Raw genomic sequence first — 23,215 nt, 5'->3', positions numbered from 1 at the left:
ACATTTTATTTTTTAAACCAAAGGTCATTCAAAAATCCTGAGAAGATCAAGAATGAGAACATGACAACATGGAAGGTGATAACAACCCCCAGCGCTTGGGTCCACTTGTTGTCAGGCAGGGCTGGCAGTCCCTTGCTTTTACGCTCTTTATTGATAGTCTTTTTCTTACGGAGCCAAGCGTCATTGACCACCAAGCCCAGACCGTGGAAAAGACCATAGGCGATATAATACCAGGTCACACCATGCCAGAAGCCCATGACCAACATATTGATCAGATAGGCCACACTGGAAGTCGTATTGCGGTTTTTAAAGACCTTGTTGCGCATGAGCACCATGACCAGCCGCATAAAGACAAAGTCGCGGAACCAGAAGGATAGGCTCATGTGCCAGCGATTCCAGAATTCCTTCAAATCGCGTGAAACAAAAGGCTTGTCAAAGTTGATAGGGCTCTTGATGCCCATGAGATTGGAAATGGCCACCGCAAACATCGAATAACCGGCAAAGTCAAAGAAGAGATCCAGTCCAAAGACATACATGACACCTAGCGTTCCCAGATTGAAGAAACCGCCAGTATAGAGAGCATAGGTCTTGACATGCCCTAAAATCATGTGGCCAAAGATATGAGCTAGGACAAACTTATAGAGAAAGCCCAGCATGATATACTTGACCGACTGCTCCAGCATATCTAGAAGCTCATCGCGCTCTGGAATTTGGAGATAATTTTCATTGAAACGCTTGAAACGATCAATGGGACCACTAGAAAAAGTGGGCATAAAGAGCATAAAGCGGAGGAATTCCCAGAGATTGAAATCAGTCAGCACGCCATCCCTCAGCTCAATGATCATACCAACTGAGCGGAAGGTCAAATAGGAAATTCCCAAAAAGCCAAAGAGTGATTGGTGGCCACTGATAGCTGGCTCGACCTTAACCCAGAATAGGGGCAGAATCGCCAATGCTGTATGCAAATAAAATATCCACTTGCTGTCCCGCTTTTTGCGGTAGAATTTATAAGAATAAACCCAGATCGTCTGCCAGACGACATAAAAGAGCAGGGCATAAAGCTGCGCCAGACTAGGGCCCGTCAGCATCAAGACGATAAAGGCCAAGCTGACTAAGGCTTCATAGACCGGGAAGCGTTTTTTAAAGAAAAGTCCGATAAAGATTGGCAAAACAGCCAAGATAAGATAAAGGAAATACTGTGGGTCTCCGTAAGGCTCCAGATGAGGAAGCTGTTTCAAGAAATCCATCATGACTTGTTGACCTCACTAATCAGCCCCTTGATATCAATCTTACCGTTTGGTGTTAGGGGCAGAGATTCCCGATAGAGGAACTTAGATGGCATCATATAAGACATCATGATATCCTGTAGATCCTCTTTGATAGCCTTGGTAATATCGATTTCGCGGTCAAATTGCTCTGCAACACCGTCCTTCAAAATAACGTAGGCCAATAAGTTTTGAACCTTGTGGTCCTTATTGTAGCGTGGCACTGCTACTGCCGCCTCGATATACTTGGATTTGTTGAGGTTTTGAGACACATCCTCTAGCTCGATGCGATAGCCGTTAAACTTAATCTGGAAGTCCATACGACCGCCGTAGAGTAGGAGACCTTCATCAGTCATCGTACCAACATCACCTGTATGATAGGCTGGTAGCCCTTCAAATTCAAAGAAAGCTTCAGCTGTCTTTTCAGGATTGTTGAGGTAGCCCTTGGATACGGCTGGTCCACAGACAATGATTTCACCCTGCTGACCATTCGACAACTTTTGCCCATTCTCATCAATGACAAAGGTTGGTGAATCCGCCTTGGTATAGCCGATTGGCAAGCGCTTGAGGGTAGCTAACATCTCATCTGTGACAGCAACTGCAGACAGAGCCACCGTTGCTTCGGTTGGGCCGTAAGCATTGATAATACGAGCCTCAGGGAAACGCTCCCGCAATTTCTGAGCTGTCTTGACCGTCAACTCCTCCCCATCAAAGTAAAAATGCGTAATGCCTGGCATTTTTTTGCTGTTAAAATCTTCCGAAAGCATGGCCATATCCGCAAAGGACGGTGTAGAAGTCCAGATTGCTACAGGCAGGCTGAGAATCGCTTCAAATAGCTGCTTGAAGTCCTGAGTCAGACTAGAAGGCAAGGCATAGAGAGTGCCCCCCAGCGCCAAAGTCGGTGCCCAGTACATAACTGACAAGTCAAAAGAATAAGGCGGTTGCGCCAGCATTTGCGGACGGCTCGGTGTCGCAAATTCCTTGTCTGTAATCATCCAGTTGGTAAAGCTGAGCAAATTATCATGAGAAATTTGCACACCTTTGGGTTTGCCAGTCGTACCAGAAGTAAAGATGATGTAGTAATTGTCATCACCCTTGACAGGATGGCTCATCTCATAGGCAGTCTTTTCTGCGTAAGCCGCTCGAACCTCTTCCAGACTGAGAATATCTGCATCTGTATCAGCCAACGGAAAATCCGCAATGGCAATAATCAGGCTTGGTTCAGCTACTTCCAAAATAGCAGTCACGCGCTCCAAGGCTGAATGACTATCAATAGGAATATAAGCATGACCAGCCTTGGTCAAGGCCACAAAAGTAGCCAGCATTTCGTACTCCTGACCACCGTAAACAACGACTGGTGACTTGGGAGCCAGCCCCAAGCTATCAATCTTGGCTGCCAATGCATCGGAATCGGCCTTTAGATCTCCGTAGGTATGGACTTGTCCGAGGACATTGTAGACAGGGAAATCTGGCTGCGTCTGAGCAAAGTGCTCAATCGCTTCAATCATATCTGTAATTGCTGTATTTGACATGTGTATAGTACTCTCTTACATTAAAATTCATTGTAGATAAAGCCACCTTGACCTTGACCAAGATAACTAAAGAAATAAAGCAGGGCTACGAAAATCACAAAGTATAGCAATGTCTGCCCTACAAACTTATAAATCGTCTTATATTTTGTCATTTCATTCACTCTTATCTTTTTTAGATAGACATAGATTATTTTACCATTTTATAGAGAAAGATTTCAATATAAAAGCTATCAATTGTGTAAAATTCTTGTAAGGAAATAAAGCGAAAAAGAGTTACTTCCCTTATCTTTCAAGGGTGAAAACCTTTTCAAAATCTATAAGTAAAATTTCTATATATTACTTGACTTTTAGTTCGAAAGAGGATATTCTATATGTAGAAAGTTTATATATAATATTTTTATATATAGGAGGTAGTGCATGTATTTCCCTACATCTTCTACCCTGATAGAATTTCTGATTTTAGCGATTTTAGATAAAGAAGATTCCTATGGCTACGAGATTAGCCAGACTATCAAGCTCATTGCCGATATTAAGGAGTCCACGCTTTATCCTATCCTGAAAAAATTGGAAAAGAGTCAGTATTTAGCGACTTACTCTCAGGAATATCAAGGTCGAAAACGAAAATATTACTCTCTGACCCCAACAGGTCAGAAACAACTGGTCAGCCTCAAAAATGAATGGGAGCTTTATACCAGCATGATTAAGGGCATTATCGAAGGGAGTGTTCGCCATGACAAGAACTGAATATCTAGCCCAGCTAGAAAAATATTTAAAAAAGTTGCCAGCAAAAGACTATCAAGAAGCCATGGACTACTTCACCGAGTACTTTGACGAGGTCGGTCCAGAGGGAGAGGCAGCAGCTATAGCTGAACTGGGCAATCCTAAGGAAGCGGCTCACGAGATTATCATCAATCTTCTGGACAAGAAAATAGAAGAAGACAGTCAAGAAGCTGGCTCTGTCAAAAATAGCAAGCAGATCGTCCAGATTGCCATTCTGTCCATCTTGGCGGCTCCACTAGCAATTCCTCTATTAATTTTGGCTTTGACCTTGATTTTTACTTTCTTCCTCCTCGTCAGTGTCCTTGCTTTTGTTATGGCCGTCTTTACCTTTGCTATGCTTCTCCTAGGGGCTAGTCTGATTTGGGACAGCCTGACTCTCGGCATGGCTACTTCGATTCCTGCTTTTGCCCTCAGTTTGGGAATGAGCCTCTTAGCCTTAGGCTTGGCTGGACTCTTCTATCTCAGCATTGGTCCTATCCTTCGCTTTATCAAACTCAGCTTTGTCAAACTCGCCCAAGCCTTGGCACGGAAAGGAGGCCGTCATGTTTAAAGTAAGAAAAACCGTGTTCAGCATTGCGATTGTTGTCTGTCTGCTGGGTCTAGGCCTCATACTGGCAGGGCTAGCAAGTGGTGGTCTGCAGGATCTGGTGAGAAGCTCCGTTTCCAGCGCTAAGATGGCCAAGCAAGAAGAAACCTATGGCAATATCCATTCCTTAAATCTAGAGCTGAGCAACCGCTCGGTTATTATCGAAGAATCGCCCGATGATAAGGTTCACTTGACCTATTATCAAGGAGATGGCAAGACATCTGAAAAAGTAACCACTAAAGCTGAAAACGGAAGTTTATACATTAACGAATCAAGCTTTTTTATCAACATTAACAGCGGTCTGCGCTCTCTACTGGGCTTGATAAATGGAGATTTGGAAAGGACTCAACAAATCACTCTAAGCCTACCTAAGGGAAAGAGCTTGGAAGAGGTTAAGGCCAGTTTAGCTAACGGCAGCCTATCAATCAATGACCTGACAATCAAAAAATTAAAAGCCGATCTCAGTAATGGTTCGATCGAACTCAGTCAGAGCCAAATTAAGAGCGGTAGCATTGAAAGTGCTAATGGCAGCATCGAGCTAGTCCAAACCAGCCTGACCGATACTCAAATCAGTCTCGCCAACGGTAGTATCACTAGTGATAAACTAACCCTCAAGGGCAATATCAACATGTCCAGCGGCAATGGTTCCATTGATCTCCACCTCGCCGAAGAGACCTACAAAGCCATCTCACTGGATCTCCAAACAGATCTAGGTGACATTGAACTGCCCAAGGACATGCAGACCAGCCACGACCAAGAGGACTTCATAGGCGATCGGGTCATTCATACCAATGAACAGGCTCAAGCCAAGCTGACCGCCCGCACCAGCACCGGCAGTATTGAGATTAGTCATTAAAAATAGAACGGAGCCTGATTGGTTCCGTTTTTTAAAGTTCAAAATGGTAAAATAAAATAAAGAGGTGTTTCGAATGACAAATTATAAATGGCTATTTTTTGATATTGGTTCTACTTTAATCAATGAAGAGAAAGCTTATCAGGATAGGATTGAACAAGCAATCGCAGAAACAAATATCACTTATGATACATTTTATCAGAGAATGCTAGTTTTATTTCAAGAGGGGCTAAAGGGAGATTTAATAGCGCTACAAGAGTATGGTTTAGAACGACCAAAGTGGAAATCTGAGCTAGAAATACTTTATCCAGATGCAAAAATAGTTTTAGAAACTTTGCATAATCGCTATAAAATAGGTGTTATTGCTAATCAGCTACCTAACTTAGAAAAGCGGTTAGAAAACTTTGGTATCAGACAATGGATTGACCTGATTATCTCATCAGCTGATTGTGGATTTTCTAAACCTAGTTCTAAAATTTTTCAACTAGCCCTTCAACAAGCTTCATGTTCTGCTTCATCTGCGACTTTGATTGGTGACAGACTTGATAATGATATTGCGCCAGCTAAGGCATTAGGCATGAAAACTATTTGGATAAAACAAGGATTTAGTGCATATAGTCCAATCCAATCATCCTCAGAAGAACCCGATTTTACTGTAAATTCCTTATCGGACTTACTAAAAGTTCTCTAACCCCACCTTTACTTCCTATAGCCTTTATGTTATGATACTCTATAAAAATTTATCATAAGGAGGTCCCTATGAAAAAACTCACATCTGGCATGCACATTCGGGTCGTCAGTCCCTCGTCGTCAATCGAACGTCTTGGCGGCTTTGAGGCCAATCTAGCCGCCAAGGAGCGCTTGGAAAAGTTAGGATTTACCGTGTCTTTTTCGGAGCATTATCTGGAAAATGATATGTTAGGTTCTGCCTCCATCGAAAGCCGGGTGGCAGACATTCATGCTGCCTTCTCAGATGACTCCGTTGATGCTATTCTGGCCACCATCGGAGGTTTTAACTGCAATGAGCTCCTGCCCTATCTGGACTTTGAATTGATTGCTAGAAATCCTAAGATTTTCTGCGGCTACTCAGACACAACAGCCGTGCTCAACGCTATCTATAGTAAGACTGGTATGAAAACCTACATGGGACCGTCCTACTCTAGCTTTAAGATGGATGCCCTGCAGGACTATCAGACCGAGAGCTGGCTCAAGGCCGTCAGCCAGACTTCTTATGAATTGACTCCTAGTGAAAAATGGGGCAGTAATGCTTGGTATCTTCCAGATGCGCCACTGACTTTCCATGAGACAGAGTGGAAAGTCTACAACCATGGAAAAGCCCAAGCCACTGCTATCGGCGGCAATCTCTCTACCTTCTCACTTCTGCGCGGGACACCCTATGCCCCGACAGATGAAAACTATGTCCTCTTTGTTGAAGAGGCAGAGGAAGATGATTATGTAGAGTTTGACCGCAATCTTGCCGCCCTCCTTCAGGCCTATCCTAACCCACAGGCCCTTCTCGTCGGTCGCTTTCCAAAAGAATGCCAGATGACAGAGGAGTTGCTCCTTTACATCTTGGATAAACATCCAATTCTCAAGACTATTCCCGTCCTCTATGACTTGGACTTTGCCCATACTCAGCCGCTCTTTACCATTACCATCGGTGCTCAAATGACCGTGGATACGGAAAAAATGGCCATCAGAATTGATGAATAAACATGAAACGACCTCCAAACAAAAGGTCGTTTTTGATATCTAAAAGTCATGAATCATCGCTAAACAGCGCTCCAAATCCACATCCCGCTCCAGATGCTCAACTGTCCAAGGAATAAGGATGTCTGGTTCAATCCCCTTGTCTGTCATCCCCTGTCCCTTATCAAGTGCTAGAGCGCGTGAAGTTGGAAAGTTCAAACTATAGTCACCATAATCTACCTGACAGCAGTTGGAATAATCTAGTATTCCAAGAGTCGGGCGCCCCAGAACCGTCACCTTAGGAAACCATTTCATCATCTGGACAAAATTGTCTCCCGACGAAGCACAGTAAACATCTGCCAAGACAAAAATCTTCTCAGGATGGCTTCCTCCTTTCACATTAGGAAACATTTCCCTGTCCTCGCCTCCAAATTTGACATAGCCTTTGCCCCGATTGGCCTGCAGGTCTTGCATGATTATCTCCAACAAATCCTTCGTCTCCTGGTTAATCCCTTCCTGTTGCACGTAGGCTTCAAAATCTTTCAAACGCAGGTCGACATTCCGCTCTGTGTAGAGAATTTCCATCCCTTCATCAGTCCAGTCCAAGTCAGAATAGCTTTGCCCCTCAGAAAGAGCATAGTGGAGCAGGGGAAAATACAGCGAGTCCATCCCGCCAGTATTCTGACGGACATCAATCACCAGACAAGCAGCCCTCTTGATAGTATCTTGTGCTTCCTGATAGAGTTTGTTGATGGCTTTCTCGTTCCTAAAGTCATCCAAACGGAGATAAATAACACCCTTTTCTAACTCTTTCCATTCAAATCGGCTCTCTATAGGATTCTGGCTAGGCTCAACTGAAAGGATTTGCTCTGCTCCTGCTCGCAAAACAGTCACTTGCCTAGCTTTTGAAATCAATTCGCTCCACTCACGGTAGTTTCGCTCGGGTGTTGAACTGGTAAAATACGCTCGGTGCATCCTATAAAATTCTTCTAGATGCTGTCCATCCAGTTTCACAATTTGATCGCCCGCCTGTAAATTCGTATCTGCATTAGCCTGCTCAACATAAAGTCCTTGGATTATTGAACGTAGAACAAAACCTTTTGGCTTAGCATATTTCTCCCGAAAAGCTACGTGGCCGATAACTCCGAAGCTAGCTAGATAAGTCTGAACCTGATAAAGAAAGTCCTTTTCACTCATATCGTCTGAAATACATTCGCGAAAACCAGTCGGATCCGCACCGGCAATATCCTTTTTAGTTGCCGAATCTTGGGTCATAATCGAAACAACATCTTCAAAAATAGCCGTTTTTCTCATCGTATTACTCCTTGTCATTATTGAGACTAGTATATCATTTTTGTACATTTTATGCCGATTTAAACAAAAAAATCTAAGCACAATCTCTGCTTAGATTTTTTCTAATCAATGCCCGCCGGGACCGCCACCTTGGCCGCCTGGGGCACCGCCACCACCAGGGCCATCTGCTGTGATTTCGGTTCGATTTTGCCCATTAACCGTGATAGTCCCGCCCGTATAGGTAGCCTTACCATCAAAGTCAAAGGCAGATACAGTGGATGTGATGGCTAGGTTTCCGCCTGTCATGATGATATCGCCATTGGAGTCAAGAGCATCTGTATCGCCTTGGCCGACCTCAACCTTGATATCACCACCAGTAATCTTGATAAAAATCTCAGCCCCAGTCGCCGTACTGGCTGCATTGATCCCATCATCCGTCGCATAAAGATCAAGTGTACCGCTGTTAATCGTGACATTTGTTCCCTCTAAAGCTTCGACACTGGACTTGACTGTGATGGTGCCACCGTCAATCACCGCTGCATTGCTGGCATGAAGGCCGTCATCTCCAGCATTAATCGTAATGGTGCCAGACTGGATATAGAGATTTCCAAGCGAAGTATCCTCGTCATTATCTGCGTGGATCGCATCCTCCGTCGCGGTAATATCCAGACTAGCTTCCTTGATGTTGATGGCATCATTGGCTGATAAGCCATTCTTGTAGCCTTTAATCGTATAAGTCCCGCCTGTGATGCGCAGGTCATCATTAGACTCGACTGCGTTACCGTATTTTCCTTCGATGGTCAGACTGCCTGAGCCGTTGAAAGTCAAGTCGTCTTTACTGTAAATGGCCGCATCGTAGTCAGTATTGGTGTGATTGGCTGAGTCAGAAATGCTATTTTTGCTGCCTTCAGCTAGGGTAATGAAGGTTTTATCCGCATTTTCTACCACAATGGCTGCATCCGTCCCTGTCATAGTCACGCCATCCAAGACGATTTGCACCTTGTCTTGATCGCCAGCCTTGACGACAATCTGCACATTTTCACTGCTGCCAGAGAGGACATAAGTCCCGGCTGCCGTAATGGTCACCGTTGAGCCAGAAACGCTCGCTCCGTCACCGGATACCTTGGCTGTAGAGCCGCTCAAGCTAATCTTGGTTGCTGTCGACTCATCATAAGAAGCATCCTGATCACGATCCGTAAAATAGCTAGATGTATCTGTCTTTGTCGTACTGATAGCCGTTTGAGTGGTCGTGGTACTAGCACTCGTAGGAGCGCTGGACTGGCTGGTCAAGCTGCAAGCTCCCAAGCTAACGCTCATCAGCGCTAGGGGCACCATTAGTTTTATTTTCTGAAATATTTTTTTCTTGCCTGTTTTCATGATTGGCCTCTTTCTAGATATTATAATTCATTTTCTTTCGTGATATAGCGGCTGATGGCAATCTCTAGATTTCCATTGCGCGTGCGTAGGGCATCGATGAGTTCTTTTTCGGTCATTCGACCATTCAGCTGAATGATGTATTTAATCTTGAACAAGCTCCCCATATCAGAGGTTTTGACATTAGCCAGTTCAACATGATTGGCAGCTTTGTTGAAAATATCATCAAAAATGCTTTCATAGTCCAGACTTTCTGGTATGACAACAGTCAGCTGGCGCATGGAATGCTTCATCTGTCCAAAATTAACCACTTCAAGCAGCAGCATGGCGAGCGACATGATGAAGGTAAAGACGGTCGCAAAGACCAGATAGCCCATTCCGATGGCAATCCCAATTGTCATGACCAGAAAAATGGACACCAGCTCCTTGGCACCTCCCGGTGCAGAACGGAAACGAATCAAGCTGAAAGCTCCCATAACGGCAACCCCTGCTCCCAAACTTCCATTGACCAAGAAAATCACAATTGCAATCAAGGTCGGCAAAAGCGCCAAACTCATCACAAAGGATTTGCTGTAAACTGTCTTAAACTGGTAAACCTTGGCAATGACTAAGCCCAAAAGCAAGGATACTCCAATAGCCAACATCATCATAGCCGGATCTACGGCCGTATCGGTAAAAATATCATAGAATAAGTGACTAAGCATGATTTACAGCTCCTTTATAGTCTGTCGTTTTCTTGTAAGCAACCCCGTATTTGGAAAAGGAGCTTGGGAAGACCTGATGGCGGTCCAAAATCTCACTTAGCCAGAGCGGATAGGCTCCTGGCACCTTGACTTCCATAATCACATGATGATCCGACAGAAGATTTTCCCCGTAATGACCATGCAAGAGGCTCAAATCATAGTTGCGGTAGGTCAAATCGTGGTCAATGGTAATGCGAACATTGGGATCCTCAATCCCCTTCATAGAATAACGATTATAGTAGATATACATCATGGGCTGCAGGCCACCATAGCGCTGACTCAGCCAGTCGATTTCCTCACGAATCTGACAATCTTCAATCTTACTGTGATCGCCCTCCAAGTAAGCCTCGGCAGCCACTAGATCTGTCGAAATGCGGCGCTTGTAGACAATCTTACGCACTTTTTTCTTGATTTCCAAAAAGACTTGACTGTCTTCTCTTGGATTTTCATCGTAGGTCCGCACGCGCAATTTTTCTTTAAAATAGGGCTTTTCTAAGGACTCACGAATCATTTGATAAGTCGCGGTGTCGTAGTAAAGATTATGGATGGTCGAGTAAGCATGCTCATCCTCCACCAGATGGCTTTCAAACTCGGTCAATAAATCGGCCAAGGTTTCTTTGGAAATAATGTATTTGGTTTCAAATCGTTGAAATTTATCTTTAAATGTCTTTTTAGCCATGGATTCTCCCCCTGTCTTTCTTGTAACTAGAGCCATTTTACGGATGAAAACTTAAAGCAAGGCTAAAGAAAACTTAAAGAAAACAAAACATTCTTATTTTCATACTGAATAACATAGACTTGTGGAGAAAATCTACACAGCAAAATTCTCTACTGTTTCACGTGAAACAAAAAACTTGGTTCTGTTCACAAAACCAAGTTGTTCCTTTCATAGAGAAAATAATCTGCACTCTTCTCTATCTTAAATGATTTTCTTCTTATCAGGGCGATAAGCTATTGTACCTAAAACCATGAAAAACAGTAAAGTCGCAGTCAAGAAGGCTAGTTGGCCACCGATTTGACCATTCATCGAGATCGTTTCCCTCAGTCCTGACACCGCATAGCTCATCGGCAAGATTGGATTGAGCATTTGGAAGATTTCCGCCGTCAGGGGCAGCGGATAAGTACCAGCGCTGGAAGCCAGTTGCAGGAGCAAGAGGATCAAGGAGATAAAGGCCCCAACCTTACTATCCCAAGTGACCAGAGTCGTCACAACCGCCATAAAGGCCATGCTGGCTAAAACAGTCAAGGCCAGCGTCATCCATTCGTAGTTAGCCTTAAGACCGATCAAATGAACTGCTCCGTAAACCAAGATGCCAGCCAAAACAGAAATCAAGCCATTGACCTCCAAACGAGCCTTAAGCCAAGCTTTGCGAGAAGCTGGAACTTGACCAGAAGGAAGCGTGCCAAAAATAACATTGGTAGAAATCGCCGCTACAAAAAGAGCAACAGAAATCATGTAGGGAGCCATACCAATACCATTTTTACCGACCTGATCTTTATCTGTCTTTTTCAGTTCGACAGGACCAGCCAAGGCAGCCGCATTGTCCTCTGTCACTGAAAGCTCGGACAATTGACCCTTGGCATCCGTCAACCCTGTATTTAGAGTCTGAGCGCCGATTGATAAATTTCCCAGCCCACTGTTCAAGGTGAGACCACCAGTCGCTAACTGCTGAGAACCATCTGCCATTTGAGTGGCACCTGTAGATAATGTTTGCATCCCTGCGACCAAAGTAGATGATTTATCATGTAATTGAGAGAGGCCTGAGCTGATTTGACCGATTCCTGAAGTCACTTGGTCATTATGGCTCGCTAAATTAGCCGCTCCTTGAGAAAGCTGGTCGACCCCTGTAGTATAAGCCGCTACTCCCTGAGCTACTTGAGAAAGGCCACCTGTATAAGCCGTAATGCCTTGAGAAAGGGTCGCTGAACCAGTGCTGGCAGAGGATAGCGCTTCATTTACCTGACCCAAGCCACCATAGAGACCACTAATCATAGCTGAAGCACCTGGCAGGACTTGGTTGGCCGCTGCCGACAGCTGACTTGCCTGACTGCTGGCTGTTTGCATACCTTGCAGATTCGTCTGGATGGTCTGGACTTCCTGTACAATAGTTGCCGCTGCACTACTGCTAAAATCAGTACCACCTGCTAGAGCTGATTTTAGTTCTTCTTGCTCATCGGTAGAAAGTTTTTGGTAAGCAGCTGTGCCTTCTAAAGCAGCCACGGCTGCCGCCCGATCACTTTGCGCACTACTTGCCAAAGACTGCGCATTGGTCGCAATCGTCGTGAGAGAAGCCGCAATTGTTTCCGTTGGCAAGCTTGTTCCCGATGTGGCATTCTGAATGGCTGTATTGAGCTGATCTAGACCCGCCGTCAACTGAGCAACCTTTTCTTGATTAGCAGTAACACTACTATTAACAGATGATTGCAGTTCTGCCAAGCCGCTGTTTAGTCGCTCCACACCAGCGACTAATTCCTGTGAATTGCCCGTCAGTTGGTTGGTTCCATTTAGTAAAGTTTGTGACTGAGCGGTTAATTGACTGGCACCAGCTGAAAGCTGCCCAACTCCATCTGTATACTCTGTCATCTTGCTAGTAAAAGTCGGCAAGCCAGCATTGATCTGAGCCACTCCATTTGTGTATGCTACCAGACCAGTTGACAGCGCTGTGGCTCCATCTGAGAAAGTGAGGCTGGACTGAGCTAGGCTTTCCAAGTTAGTAGAGAGCTTTTGGCCGCCATTTGCCAATTCCTGACTGCCTTCGGCCAATTTAGCTGTACCATCTGCAGCCGTGCTAAGTCCACCTTTTAGCTTATCCATACTCGCAAAAAGGCTGGTCACATAGCTGTTCGTGATCTTCTGACTGACCGATTGCTTCATCGAAGTCATGGCAGAATCACTCATTTTACTAGCGATAAAACTATGCCCACTGGATGTTTGATAGTGAATCGTGACCTGCTTGGGCTGATTGCTCAAGATACTAGCCGCATTGGCTGATAGATCCTTGGGTAGAGTCACCACCATGTAATAGTCGCCCTTTTCCAGTCCCTTCTCTGCCTGATCCTTATCCACAAAATGAAAATCCATCGCTGCATTTTTCTTCATATCTTGAACCATATCTGAACCAATGGACAAGTCTTTTCCATATAAGCTTGCCTTCTGGTCCTGATTGACCACCGCTACTGGCAAATCAGAAAGTTTGCCATATGGATCCCACATAGAGCTCAAAAAAATCACATTATACAAGGCTGGAATTAAGGCAACCCCCAGCATGACTACAATAATCTTTGGTTTTTTGAAGATCGCTTTCCATTCTTTGAACATCTCTTCTCCTTTTTTATACACATTGTCTAAAAATTTGATATAATAGATTATACACAATAAAAAAATTAAGGCAAGCAGAAAATTCTGTTTTTGTACACCTTGTCTAATTTTGTACAATTCAATCATAAAGGAAAGATTAAAATGACAGAAAGTAATAAACGTAAAAAAACCAAGGCCATCATTGAGAAGGCCATGGTTGAATTATTGCAGAAAGAGTCTTTTGACCACATCACAACAGTCGAATTGGCCCGAGCTGCTGGTATCAGTCGCAGTAGCTTTTATACGCACTACAAGGATAAATATGATATGATTGAGCGCTATCAGCAAGGGCTCTTTCATCAACTAGAATACATCTTTGAGCACAATCGTGAAGATGTCGCAGTCGCTATCACAGAGGTCTTTCAGTTCCTGACCCAAGAGCCTCTTCTGGCTGCCCTCTTGACGGAAAATGGCACCAGGGAAATCCAAAATTTCCTACGCCATAAGCTCCAATCCTTACTTTCCCAAATCCTACAGGAACGGTTTCGCAATAAAGCTTTCAATCAAATCGAAAAGGAATACGGCATCGTCTACCTCGTTAATGCCTTCTTTGGCGTCTACCAAATGTGGATCGCCCGAGGCAGTAAGGAAAGCCCTGAACAAATGGCTAATCTTCTTTTAAAGATGCTATAAAACCCAAGAACTAATAAAGACTGGGACAAGATATCCCAGCCTCTTTTTATTAATCGAATAAAAAAGAAGCCGAAAACGGCTTCTGAATAAATTTCCAATAGAAATTAAAGCATTTTGTTGTAGAATTCAACGACAAGTGCTTCGTTGATTTCTGGGTTGATTTCGTCGCGTTCTGGCAAGCGAGTCAATGAACCTTCCAATTTTTCAGCGTCGAATGATACGAATGCTGGACGTCCAAGAGTAGCTTCTACCGCTTCAAGGATTGCAGGAACTTTCAATGATTTTTCGCGAACTGAGATCACTTGACCTGGAGTTACGCGGTATGATGGAATATCAACGCGTTTTCCGTCAACAAGGATGTGACCGTGGTTTACGAATTGACGAGCTTGACGACGAGTAGTCGCAAGACCAAGACGGTAAACAACGTTATCCAAACGACGTTCCAAAAGAAGCATGAAGTTGAAACCAAGGATTCCACCTTTGATTTTTGTAGCTTGTACGAACAAGTTACGGAATTGTTTTTCACCTACACCGTAAGTGAAACGAAGTTTTTGTTTTTCAGCCAATTGCAAACCGTATTCTGACAATTTAGAACGGTTGTTTGGTCCGTGTTGTCCTGGTACGTAGTTACGACGTGCCAATTCTTTACCTGTACCTGTAAGTGAAAGGCCAAGGCGACGAGCTTGTTTCCAAGATGGTCCTGTATAACGTGACATGTGAATGTCCTCCTAAAAATAAAAATATTTCGGTGGAAATAGTCACTTAGAAAGCCCTGATTCGTGCAGAACATTTTCGCCCAAACAGCTAAGGCTACTTTTATAGCTGATGTTCTGTTGACGAGCTCCATGCTTTCCTGCTGCTATTTCACACAAAGGCTATTGTACCATGAATAAAGTCAAAAGTAAAGGGACTCCTACAAAAAAATCAAGCCCAGAGGCTTGATTCAAGTCATTTTTAGAAAACAAGGCAACTTATAGCCCCAAAAGCTTCAAAATCTCCTGCTTGTATCGCAGCTTTTGTAGTTCCTTAGCCTCACTGTCTGACCAAGTCAGCTGGAGATCTGCTACGATTTGCCCAGGCCGATTTTTCAGAATATAGATACGGTCGCTGAGAGCCAGAGCCTCCTCGATGCTATGAGTAATGAGAAGAGTCGTCAAGCCCAACTTACGGTGAATGTCCAGATACCAAGCGTGTAGCTCCATCTTGGTCAGCTCATCCAAGGCACTAAAGGCCTCGTCCAGAAGAAATAGCTTGTGCCCGAACATATAGGTCCTTAGCAGGGCCACGCGCTGCCGCATTCCCCCGCTCAGCTCATGTGGATACTTGTCTGCCACATCAAAGAGCCCGAACTCCTTCAAAATCTGACTTGCCTGCTCCGTCGCTTCCTTTTTGGATACCTTTCGGATTAGCAGGGGCAAGATGACATTGCCCAACACCGTCTTGTGCTCCAGCAGCAAGTCCTTCTGCAGCATATAGCTCACCCGCCCCTTAGGATTTTCCTGCCCGTCTAGGATAATCCTGCCCGACTGGACCTCCAAAATCCCAGCAATCAGATTAAAGAGAGTCGATTTCCCAACGCCACTAGGACCCAAAATCGCCACCACCTGACCTGCTTCTACCTCTAGGCTGATATCTTTCAAAATCTGCTGCTCATCATAAGCGTAGCTTACATTTTCAAGTTTAATTTCTGTCATTATTTTATATAATCGTTGCTGAATCCCTTGTCACTCAAGTCATTGTTCACGATGCCCTTATCCTTGGTCCATTTGTAAAAGGCATTCCAGCGGCTAGCCTCAAACTGACCCCACTTGTCCTTATCCGATGCATATTGCTCAGACAGATATTTTTGGGAAGCCAAGACAAAGTCTCGTTTGTTCTTCAGCTCTGGCGCATGCTTGATTAAAATATCCGCTGCTTCTTCAGGGTGCTCCATAGCATATTGGTAGCCCTTCTTGATGGCCTGTAAAACCTTTTTCGCCTCGTCTGGATTCTTCTTCAGATAGTCATTATTGGCAATGATCACTGGAGAGTAATAGTCAAACTCCTTGACATAGTCCTTCATGTAAAAGAAATTTGTGTCCATGCCCTGAGTTTGAGCCATGATACCGTCCCAGCCATGATAAATCCATGCTGCATCAAACAAGCCATTTTCAATCGGCGTAATTGAGTTGGAATCGTTATTTGGAACCTTCTCTACATCATCAAACTTGCTACCTTGGCTTTCTACCAAAGTTTTCAGCATACCCAGCTCCACTGGATCATTCCAAGTACCGTATTTCTTCCCGGCCAGATCCTTAGGACTTGTAATCCCTGCAGATTTTTTGGAAATAATGCCCGAAGTATTATGCTCTACAATGGCTGCAACAGCCGTGATTTCTGCACCCTTATCCAGTTTTTTAGCCATGGAGTCCTGGAAATAGATACCAAAAGGTGCCTTGCCGTTGATAATCAAATCCGAACTGCTATCTTCAGGCGGTAACTTGATATCCACATCCACACCTGCTTCCTTAAAGTAGCCCTTTTCCTGAGCTACATAAAGGCCAGTATGGTTGGTGTTTGGTGACCAGTCTAGAATAAAATCAATCTTTTTATCCTTACTAGCAGACTCTGAGCCTGACTTACCACAAGCCGCTAGGCCAAAGATTGACACGGCAGCCAAACTTGCCAAGAACACTTTATAAGTTTTTTTCATTATAATCCTCTTTTCTTTCTTTGGAAATAGCAGAGCTGAGCTCCTATTTCCACTTAATGACATATTTTTCACTGACAGCCACCAGCTTCATCCCCAGAAGACTGATAACCGAAACCAATATGATAATAGCAAACATAGTATCGTACTGGAAAAGTTTCTTGGACTGAATCATATAAACACCCAAGCCTTCGAAACCGCCCAGCCATTCAGAAACCACGGTCGTGATAAAGGCATAGGAAACACTGACGCGCAAGCCCGCATAGAAATAAGGCAAACTAGCTGGAATCTTAAAATGCCAGAGAATCTGCCAGCGATTGGCCTGCATAAGCTCAAAGAGAGTTAGAGTATCCTGGTCACAATGCCGAAAACCATCCAGAATACTGACGATAATCGGAAAAGTCGTCGTCAAAATAATCAGCACAATCTTAGGCAAAATCCCATAACCCAGCCAGAGAACCAGAATTGGCGCCAAAGCAATGGTCGGAATCGTCTGGACCACGACCATCATTGGGTAAATCAAATCATTGAGCCAGCTCATGCTGTCCATGAGCACAGCTAGTATACAGGCCAAGATGACACCCAAGACTAAACCCAGCAAGGCTACTTTTAAGGTCGCCCAACTATGACCTGCTAGAAAGCCTGCATCTCTGATAAAGGCCTGACCGATTTCCAGAGGTGTCGGAAGGATAAACTTGGGTAAGAGCTTGAGCCAGCCCATGACCTGCCAGATGACAAGAATTCCCAGCATACCAAAAAGGCTAATCTGCTGTCGCAGGATATTTTTCAAGTTTTTCATCAATACTTAAAATCTTTCCATAATTTATTTTCACATTAGCAAAGACATTGTCTGCCTGAGTGCCTGCAAGCTCAATCGCCTGCTGCAGAATAGGAAATAAGGTCTCCCATTCCCCTTCTAGAACGGTCTCAAAAGGCGTCACGACCATCTTCACTGGCTGTTTTTGCAAAAATTCAATTACTTCCTCTATGACTGCCAAACGATTCACATCATGTGACAAAGGAAGAATTTGTAAAGCGATACTGGCTCTCATCTCTTCACCTCCTTACTTTCATGCTTCATCTGAGAATAATGTATGCAGATAGGATTAAAATTCACAAGAAAATAACTTGGTTTTTAATCAAAAAGACAGCGAGCTCCCTTTATAAACACCTTGCTTTCCATACAAAAACACCTTTTCCAATATGGAAAAGGTGTTGCATGCATCAGTAAACTAAAGATTGGTGAATAATTCCCCATTTTAGCAAAACCACAAGGTCTTTACAAATACAATTCCCTACGCTGGCATTACCCAGATCAGGTGCGGTCGAAGCTTACACTTCCTCTCAGACTGTACACAGACTCCCATATATAGGATTATGATAACGCAATCATCAGCAAATGTCAAGATTGGAGCTTGGACTCACTACTTTTCAACGATAAGTGAATCAAACGATCATCAATTAGCCAAACTTCCCTTTCGCAGCCAACAAAGACTCCATAGCCCTGATATTCTCTGGCTCACTTGTGGATAAGATGGTTTCAAAACCCAGTTCAGCTGCCGTATCCAAGTTAGCTTGAATGTCATCAATAAAGACTGACTCTGTCGGATCAAGACTATACTTTTTTAGTAGCTTTTGATAAATCTCTAGCTCTGGCTTGACAACCCCGACTTCTGAGGAAAGGATATAGCCCGACAGCAGTGGAAAGATGGGCAGCAAACCAGCTTTTTCAATACGGTAAAAAATCTCGCAAGTAGTTGACAGGATGTAAATGCGATAACCTTGATTAGCCCATAAGCCAATCTGCTCCTGTAAACCACTGTAAACCTCCACAACCTCATACCAATTGTAGAAGATATTCTGAACAGCAGGATGGTAGGAGTCATCCAGCTGAGCTAGCACTTCGTCACAGGCTTCTTTCAAGCTCAACTCTCCCTTGTCTGTTTGATGCCAGACATCCGAATCAAAAATAGCCTGTCTAAGAATCTGTCGACGCTCTTTCTCAGGTTCGAAAGTGGTCAAGATTTTTTCAGAATTCCATTCAATCAAGACATTTCCTAAGTCAAAAACTAAATTTCTTATCAATTCTTTCACCAGCCCTTTCTCTATATGTAGGAGCTTTCGTAAGCTCTAGCTCATGCCTTCGCAGATACACCATTCGGCTGATCTTAACCATCCTTAGTATAGCATGTTTAGGTTAAGAAAAATCCCAGAAATGAACTGTTCCTCAAAGTTGGGTTTTACCCAACTCTAGGAAGCAATACAAAGTTCTGGAATCACCTATTATTCTTAGTCAAAATAGCGAATTAAATTTTTCTCTGTCAAAATATCTGAGTAAGTATAGGACTCCACATAGGTGTTAGCAATTTCACCCGGCTGCCCCCCTTCATTTTCATACTCAACGATAAATAGAGAAGGATAAACTTCAATCAAGCGACCTTGTTTGCTTTTTTGGCGCTTACGGCCATTTTCTAAGGTCATCTCTACCATCTGCCCCTCGTGAGCCTTGATGTCCTCCTTGATTTTCTTCATTTTTGCTACATCTGTAAATGCATCACTCATACTATACATCCTCTCTTTTAGAAATACTTGAAAACTTATTATATTCTTTTTGGAAAATTAGCTCAACCGTACCACGCGCTCCGCTCCGGTTTTTCTCAATAATGACTTCAACCTTATTGTTAGGAATGCCTTCCTCTTCCTCACCGGCCCGTTCATAGTAGTCATCCCGGTAAAGAAAGGCTACGATATCCGCATCCTGCTCGATAGACCCAGACTCCCGAATATCAGACAGCACTGGTCGCTTATCCTGCCGCTGCTCCACGCCACGCGAGAGCTGACTCAGAGCAATAACCGGCACCTTGAGCTCCTTCGCTAAAATCTTAAGCTGGCGGGAAATTTCCGAAACTTCCTGTTGACGGTTTTCTCGACCCGTTCCTGTAATCAGCTGCAGGTAGTCAATCAAAATCAGACCAAGATTGCCTGTCTCTTGAGACAACTTACGAGCTCGCGAACGAATCTCCGTAATCCGAATCCCTGGCGTGTCATCAATATAGATACTCGCATTGGCCAGATTAGCCGTCGCAATGGTATATTTCTGCCACTCTTCATCTGTTAGTTGCCCCGTACGAATGGAGTGAGAATTAATCACTCCTTCTGAAGCCAGCATCCGGTCGACCAGGCTCTCTGCCCCCATTTCTAGAGAGAAGATAGCCACTGTCTTATCCAGCTTAGTCCCGATATTCTGGGCGATATTGAGGGCAAAGGCTGTCTTACCGACCGCTGGACGAGCAGCTAGGATGATTAACTCTTCTTCGTGCAAGCCCGTCGTCATCTTATCCAACTCACGGTAACCCGTCGCAATCCCTGTAATATCAGTAGTTTGCTGAGAACGGGCTTCTAGATTAGCAAAGTTAAGATTTAGAATATCTTGAATATTTTTAAACCCACTGCGGCTGGCCGTTTCGCTGACATCAATCAGAGCCTTTTCTGCTCCTGCAATGATTTCCTCGGATGGTCTTTCCCCATCATAGGCTTGGTTGATGGATTCTGTCAAGCGTGAAATCAAGCGGCGTAAGATTGCTTTTTCAGAGACGATCTTGGCATAGTACTCTGCATTGGCAGAAGTCGGCACAGAATTAACGACCTCCACCAGATAGCTCAAGCCACCAATATTCTGCAAGTCTCCTTGGCTATCCAAAATATTGCGAACGGTGGTCGCATCGATAGCATCCCCACGATCCGCCAAGTCAATCATAGCCTTAAAAATCAGCCGATGGGCATATTTAAAGAAATCCCCAGGCTCAATATATTCACGGACAAAGACCAGTTTGCTCTCATCGATGAAAATGGCCCCTAGTACAGACTGCTCTGCTAAAATATCTTGAGGCTGAGCTCGCAACTCATCAATCTCTGCCATAGGTGAATCCTTCCTTTATTCCCTTTCTACCCTTCCGTAACCCGCAGGCGAATCACACTTGTCACATCTTGGTAAATCTTTACAGGAACATCAATCAAACCAATCGAACGAATGGGAGAATCAACCTTGATATTCCGTTTATCAATTTTTAGACCAAATTGCTTTTGTAGTTCATCAGCAATTTTTTTGTTGGTAATCGAACCGAAAGTCCGTCCGTCTGGTCCGACTTTCTCTGTAAAAGCCACGACCGTTGCTTCTTCTTCCAACTTAGCTTTGATAGCTTGAGCCTCTGCTACCATTTCTGCGTGGGCTTTTTCTTGAGATTTTTGCTTTCCTCTCAGCTCACCGATAGCTTGCGCATTGGCTTCCTTAGCCAGATTTTTCTTAATCAGGAAATTTTGAGCATAGCCAGTAGGTACTTCCTTGATTTCCCCTTTTTTCCCTTTTCCTTTTACATCCTCTAAAAAAATAACTTTCATTTTATTTCTCCTTTTCTATTGATTCCTCATTATCCATCACTTGATCCATAATCTCTTGATTTAGACGTTGAGTGACTTCAGCAACCGTTTGATCGCTAACTTGTGCTGCTGCTAGATTAAAGTGGCCGCCACCACCCATTTTCTCCATAATCCGCTGAACATTGATCTTACTGCGACTACGAGCTGAAATGGATACATAACCCTCGGTATTCCTGCTGACCACAAAGGTTGCTTCAATGCCTGACATGGCAAGCATGGTGTCAGCTGCCTTACTAATGACGACTGTATCATAGCTAGCATTTTCAGCACCCGCTGCTACAATCACATTTGGCAAAAGCTTCTTACCTGTCAAAATCAGCTCATTGACTGCTCGATACTCTTCAAAATTCGTCGAAGAAATATCCTGAATGACTACACTGTCACTGCCCCGAGCCCGCAAATAACTGGCTACATCAAAGGTTCGACTGGTCACTCTGGAAGTGAATTTCTTGGTATCCAGCATAATCCCAGCCATAAGCAGGCTGGCTTGAATTTTATTCAGGCGATTCTTCTTGGAATTTTGAAACTGAATCAGCTCCGTTACCAATTCGCTGGCACTGCTGGCCCCACTTTCGATATAGGCGATAACTGCATTTTCAGGGAAATCCTCATCACGGCGGTGATGATCCACCACAATCGTCTGACTAAATCGGTCAAATAATTCCCTTGAAAGCGTTAAGGCCAGCTTCGAGTGGTCCACCATTATCAAGAGAGAACGACTGGTCACTCGGTTCATGGCTTCCGAAATCGACAAAAGATAATCAGCGCCTTCCGACGTCAATTTTTGAATAGAGCGATAGATATCTGAACCCATCTGTTGGTCATCATACACAACATAGGCTTTCTCAATGATATTGCTAGCAAAAAGCTGCATACCCACCGCGGAGCCTAAGGCATCCAAATCAAGATTGCGATGACCAACCACAAAAACTTGATCCACACTCTTGATTTTATCTGAAATAGCCGCCATCATAGCCCTCGTACGCGTACGTGTACGTTTGACAGATGCAGCCGTTCCACCACCAAAATAAACTGGATTCTTGGTCTCGTCATTCTCTTTGACAACCGCTTGGTCACCACCCCGGACCTCAGCTAGGTTAAGATTAAGGAGGGCAATCTTACCAATTTCATCATGCTTACCATCTCCGTAAGAAAAGCCCATACTAAGCGTCAGGGGAAGTTTTCGATTCTTGGCTTCTGTCCGAAATTGATCAATGATCGAAAATTTACTATCCATCAGTTGTTCCAAAACCGTATAATCCGTGAAAAGATAATAACGATCCATTCCCACCCGACGGTAGAACATATGAAATTGCTCAGAAAACTCTGCTACAAAGTTAGCTACAAAGCTATTGATATGGCTGATATCTGAATCTGATACAGCATCTTCTAAATCATCATAATTATCAACTGAGACAACACCGATAACTGGTCGCGTCGTAACGAGCCCAACTGTTGCTTCATACTCACTTGATGCATCAAAAAAGTACAGGACACTAGAAGCTGAATCAAAGTAAACAGAATACTGGTTATCTCCTACTGTTGCGTAGCTACCCGATTTCGAAGCAGCAAGCTGGATAATTTCCTGAAGGAGATCACTATTTAGCTCCCCATCATCCGTTGTAAAAATCAATTCAGCATAAGGATTGAACCAGTCCACATCTCCACTATTTTCATTGATTTTAATCACACCAACTGGCATCTTATCCAACAAAGAAGCTAAACTTCCCTCTGCTTGATGATTGACATAGCGAATCTGCTCAAGCTCGTCCAATTCAGTCACTCTTTGCTGCTGAATAAATAGCCAAACTAAAAGCGCCAGCACTATGAAAAGAGACACCAGCATAGGCAAACTATCACCAAAAAGGCGTAGACAAATAGCTAATATGATAAAGGAAGTAACCCCCACTATCGCAAAGTGGCTCGGGGAAAAACGAATTCTTTTCATTAAAAAACCTCTTATTGCGCCATTTTACCATATTT

24 protein-coding genes are annotated in these 23,215 nt (G+C 43.9%); 6 read left to right on the top strand and 18 right to left on the bottom strand.

The window, feature by feature from the left end:
- Window positions 1-5: 5 nt before the first annotated feature.
- The 3 genes from dltB to D8791_RS00330 are packed head-to-tail and all read right to left on the bottom strand — an operon-like array spanning window position 6 to window position 2,949.
- Window positions 6-1,250 (bottom strand): D-alanyl-lipoteichoic acid biosynthesis protein DltB, encoded by a 1,245-nt coding sequence (gene dltB, locus D8791_RS00340; RefSeq protein ID WP_125445882.1) that lies wholly within the window; start codon window positions 1,248-1,250, stop codon window positions 6-8.
- Window positions 1,247-2,797 (bottom strand): D-alanine--poly(phosphoribitol) ligase subunit DltA, encoded by a 1,551-nt coding sequence (dltA, locus tag D8791_RS00335; RefSeq protein ID WP_125445881.1) that lies wholly within the window; start codon window positions 2,795-2,797, stop codon window positions 1,247-1,249. The genes dltB and dltA overlap by 4 nt, the downstream gene beginning before the upstream one ends.
- A 20-nt stretch (window positions 2,798-2,817) precedes the next feature.
- Window positions 2,818-2,949, bottom strand: coding sequence for a teichoic acid D-Ala incorporation-associated protein DltX (locus D8791_RS00330; RefSeq protein ID WP_005591428.1), 132 nt, complete (start codon window positions 2,947-2,949; stop codon window positions 2,818-2,820).
- A 265-nt stretch (window positions 2,950-3,214) separates the two neighbouring features.
- Between D8791_RS00330 and D8791_RS00325 the strand changes: the two genes are divergently transcribed.
- The 5 genes from D8791_RS00325 to D8791_RS00305 all read left to right on the top strand — a co-directional run bounded on the left by D8791_RS00325 (window position 3,215) and on the right by D8791_RS00305 (window position 6,729).
- Window positions 3,215-3,541, top strand: a complete 327-nt coding sequence (locus D8791_RS00325) for a PadR family transcriptional regulator (RefSeq protein WP_125445880.1) — start codon at window positions 3,215-3,217, stop codon at window positions 3,539-3,541.
- Window positions 3,528-4,127 (top strand): DUF1700 domain-containing protein, encoded by a 600-nt coding sequence (locus D8791_RS00320; RefSeq protein WP_125445879.1) that lies wholly within the window; start codon window positions 3,528-3,530, stop codon window positions 4,125-4,127. The genes D8791_RS00325 and D8791_RS00320 overlap by 14 nt, the downstream gene beginning before the upstream one ends.
- Window positions 4,120-5,019 (top strand): DUF4097 family beta strand repeat-containing protein, encoded by a 900-nt coding sequence (locus D8791_RS00315; RefSeq protein ID WP_125445878.1) that lies wholly within the window; start codon window positions 4,120-4,122, stop codon window positions 5,017-5,019. The genes D8791_RS00320 and D8791_RS00315 overlap by 8 nt, the downstream gene beginning before the upstream one ends.
- A gap of 73 nt (window positions 5,020-5,092) precedes the next feature.
- Window positions 5,093-5,707: an HAD family hydrolase gene (locus D8791_RS00310; RefSeq protein WP_125445877.1), complete on the top strand. Its 615-nt coding sequence runs from the start codon at window positions 5,093-5,095 to the stop codon at window positions 5,705-5,707.
- A gap of 68 nt (window positions 5,708-5,775) precedes the next feature.
- On the top strand, window positions 5,776-6,729 hold the full coding sequence (locus D8791_RS00305) for a S66 family peptidase (protein ID WP_125445876.1): 954 nt from the start codon (window positions 5,776-5,778) through the stop codon (window positions 6,727-6,729).
- Window positions 6,730-6,768: 39 nt separating this feature from the next.
- Here D8791_RS00305 and D8791_RS00300 read toward each other — a convergent pair whose 3' ends face one another.
- From D8791_RS00300 to D8791_RS00280, 5 genes are all read right to left on the bottom strand, one after another.
- A complete protein-coding gene (locus D8791_RS00300; protein ID WP_125445875.1) occupies window positions 6,769-8,019 on the bottom strand; it encodes a S41 family peptidase in 1,251 nt (416 codons plus the stop codon).
- Window positions 8,020-8,124: 105 nt separating this feature from the next.
- A complete protein-coding gene (locus D8791_RS00295; RefSeq protein ID WP_125445874.1) occupies window positions 8,125-9,375 on the bottom strand; it encodes a carbohydrate-binding domain-containing protein in 1,251 nt (416 codons plus the stop codon).
- Between the two features lie 20 nt (window positions 9,376-9,395).
- Entirely contained in the window at window positions 9,396-10,076 is a 681-nt protein-coding gene (locus tag D8791_RS00290) for a DUF4956 domain-containing protein (RefSeq protein ID WP_125445873.1), read from the bottom strand.
- A complete protein-coding gene (locus D8791_RS00285) occupies window positions 10,069-10,794 on the bottom strand; it encodes a polyphosphate polymerase domain-containing protein (RefSeq protein ID WP_125445872.1) in 726 nt (241 codons plus the stop codon). Before D8791_RS00285 ends, D8791_RS00290 begins: the two co-directional genes overlap by 8 nt.
- Before the next feature lie 240 nt (window positions 10,795-11,034).
- Window positions 11,035-13,434, bottom strand: coding sequence for a YhgE/Pip domain-containing protein (locus D8791_RS00280; RefSeq protein WP_125445871.1), 2,400 nt, complete (start codon window positions 13,432-13,434; stop codon window positions 11,035-11,037).
- A 141-nt stretch (window positions 13,435-13,575) separates the two neighbouring features.
- Here D8791_RS00280 and D8791_RS00275 point away from each other — a divergent pair, with 141 nt between their 5' ends.
- A complete protein-coding gene (locus D8791_RS00275) occupies window positions 13,576-14,106 on the top strand; it encodes a TetR/AcrR family transcriptional regulator (RefSeq protein WP_125445870.1) in 531 nt (176 codons plus the stop codon).
- 104 nt (window positions 14,107-14,210) lie between these two features.
- Here the strand turns inward: D8791_RS00275 and rpsD are convergent, their stop codons facing one another.
- The 10 genes from rpsD to D8791_RS00225 form a co-directional block, all read right to left on the bottom strand.
- Window positions 14,211-14,822 carry a 30S ribosomal protein S4 gene (gene rpsD / locus D8791_RS00270; RefSeq protein ID WP_000092756.1) on the bottom strand — a complete coding sequence of 204 codons (612 nt, stop codon included), beginning with the start codon at window positions 14,820-14,822 and terminating at the stop codon, window positions 14,211-14,213.
- A gap of 255 nt (window positions 14,823-15,077) precedes the next feature.
- Entirely contained in the window at window positions 15,078-15,800 is a 723-nt protein-coding gene (locus D8791_RS00265) for an ABC transporter ATP-binding protein (protein WP_125445869.1), read from the bottom strand.
- Window positions 15,800-16,798 carry an ABC transporter substrate-binding protein gene (locus tag D8791_RS00260; RefSeq protein ID WP_185760519.1) on the bottom strand — a complete coding sequence of 333 codons (999 nt, stop codon included), beginning with the start codon at window positions 16,796-16,798 and terminating at the stop codon, window positions 15,800-15,802. The genes D8791_RS00265 and D8791_RS00260 overlap by 1 nt, the downstream gene beginning before the upstream one ends.
- Before the next feature lie 43 nt (window positions 16,799-16,841).
- A complete protein-coding gene (locus D8791_RS00255) occupies window positions 16,842-17,594 on the bottom strand; it encodes an ABC transporter permease (RefSeq protein WP_125445868.1) in 753 nt (250 codons plus the stop codon).
- Window positions 17,557-17,847, bottom strand: a complete 291-nt coding sequence (locus D8791_RS00250; RefSeq protein ID WP_125445867.1) for a thiamine-binding protein — start codon at window positions 17,845-17,847, stop codon at window positions 17,557-17,559. The genes D8791_RS00255 and D8791_RS00250 overlap by 38 nt, the downstream gene beginning before the upstream one ends.
- A gap of 409 nt (window positions 17,848-18,256) precedes the next feature.
- A complete protein-coding gene (locus D8791_RS00245; RefSeq protein ID WP_185760546.1) occupies window positions 18,257-18,880 on the bottom strand; it encodes an HAD family hydrolase in 624 nt (207 codons plus the stop codon).
- A gap of 204 nt (window positions 18,881-19,084) precedes the next feature.
- On the bottom strand, window positions 19,085-19,357 hold the full coding sequence (locus D8791_RS00240; protein WP_005592064.1) for a Veg family protein: 273 nt from the start codon (window positions 19,355-19,357) through the stop codon (window positions 19,085-19,087).
- A 1-nt stretch (window position 19,358) separates the two neighbouring features.
- A complete protein-coding gene (gene dnaB / locus D8791_RS00235) occupies window positions 19,359-20,714 on the bottom strand; it encodes a replicative DNA helicase (RefSeq protein ID WP_005592121.1) in 1,356 nt (451 codons plus the stop codon).
- A 26-nt stretch (window positions 20,715-20,740) separates the two neighbouring features.
- A complete protein-coding gene (gene rplI / locus D8791_RS00230; protein ID WP_005591407.1) occupies window positions 20,741-21,193 on the bottom strand; it encodes a 50S ribosomal protein L9 in 453 nt (150 codons plus the stop codon).
- 1 nt (window position 21,194) lies between these two features.
- A complete protein-coding gene (locus D8791_RS00225; protein ID WP_185760518.1) occupies window positions 21,195-23,180 on the bottom strand; it encodes a DHH family phosphoesterase in 1,986 nt (661 codons plus the stop codon).
- Window positions 23,181-23,215: the final 35 nt, after the last annotated feature.

The organism is Streptococcus cristatus (assembly GCF_003943515.1).
Taxonomy (GTDB): Bacteria; Bacillota; Bacilli; order Lactobacillales; family Streptococcaceae; genus Streptococcus; species Streptococcus cristatus_D.
Note: the sequence above shows the minus strand (reverse complement) of the source record. Positions and strands in the feature narration are given on the sequence as shown.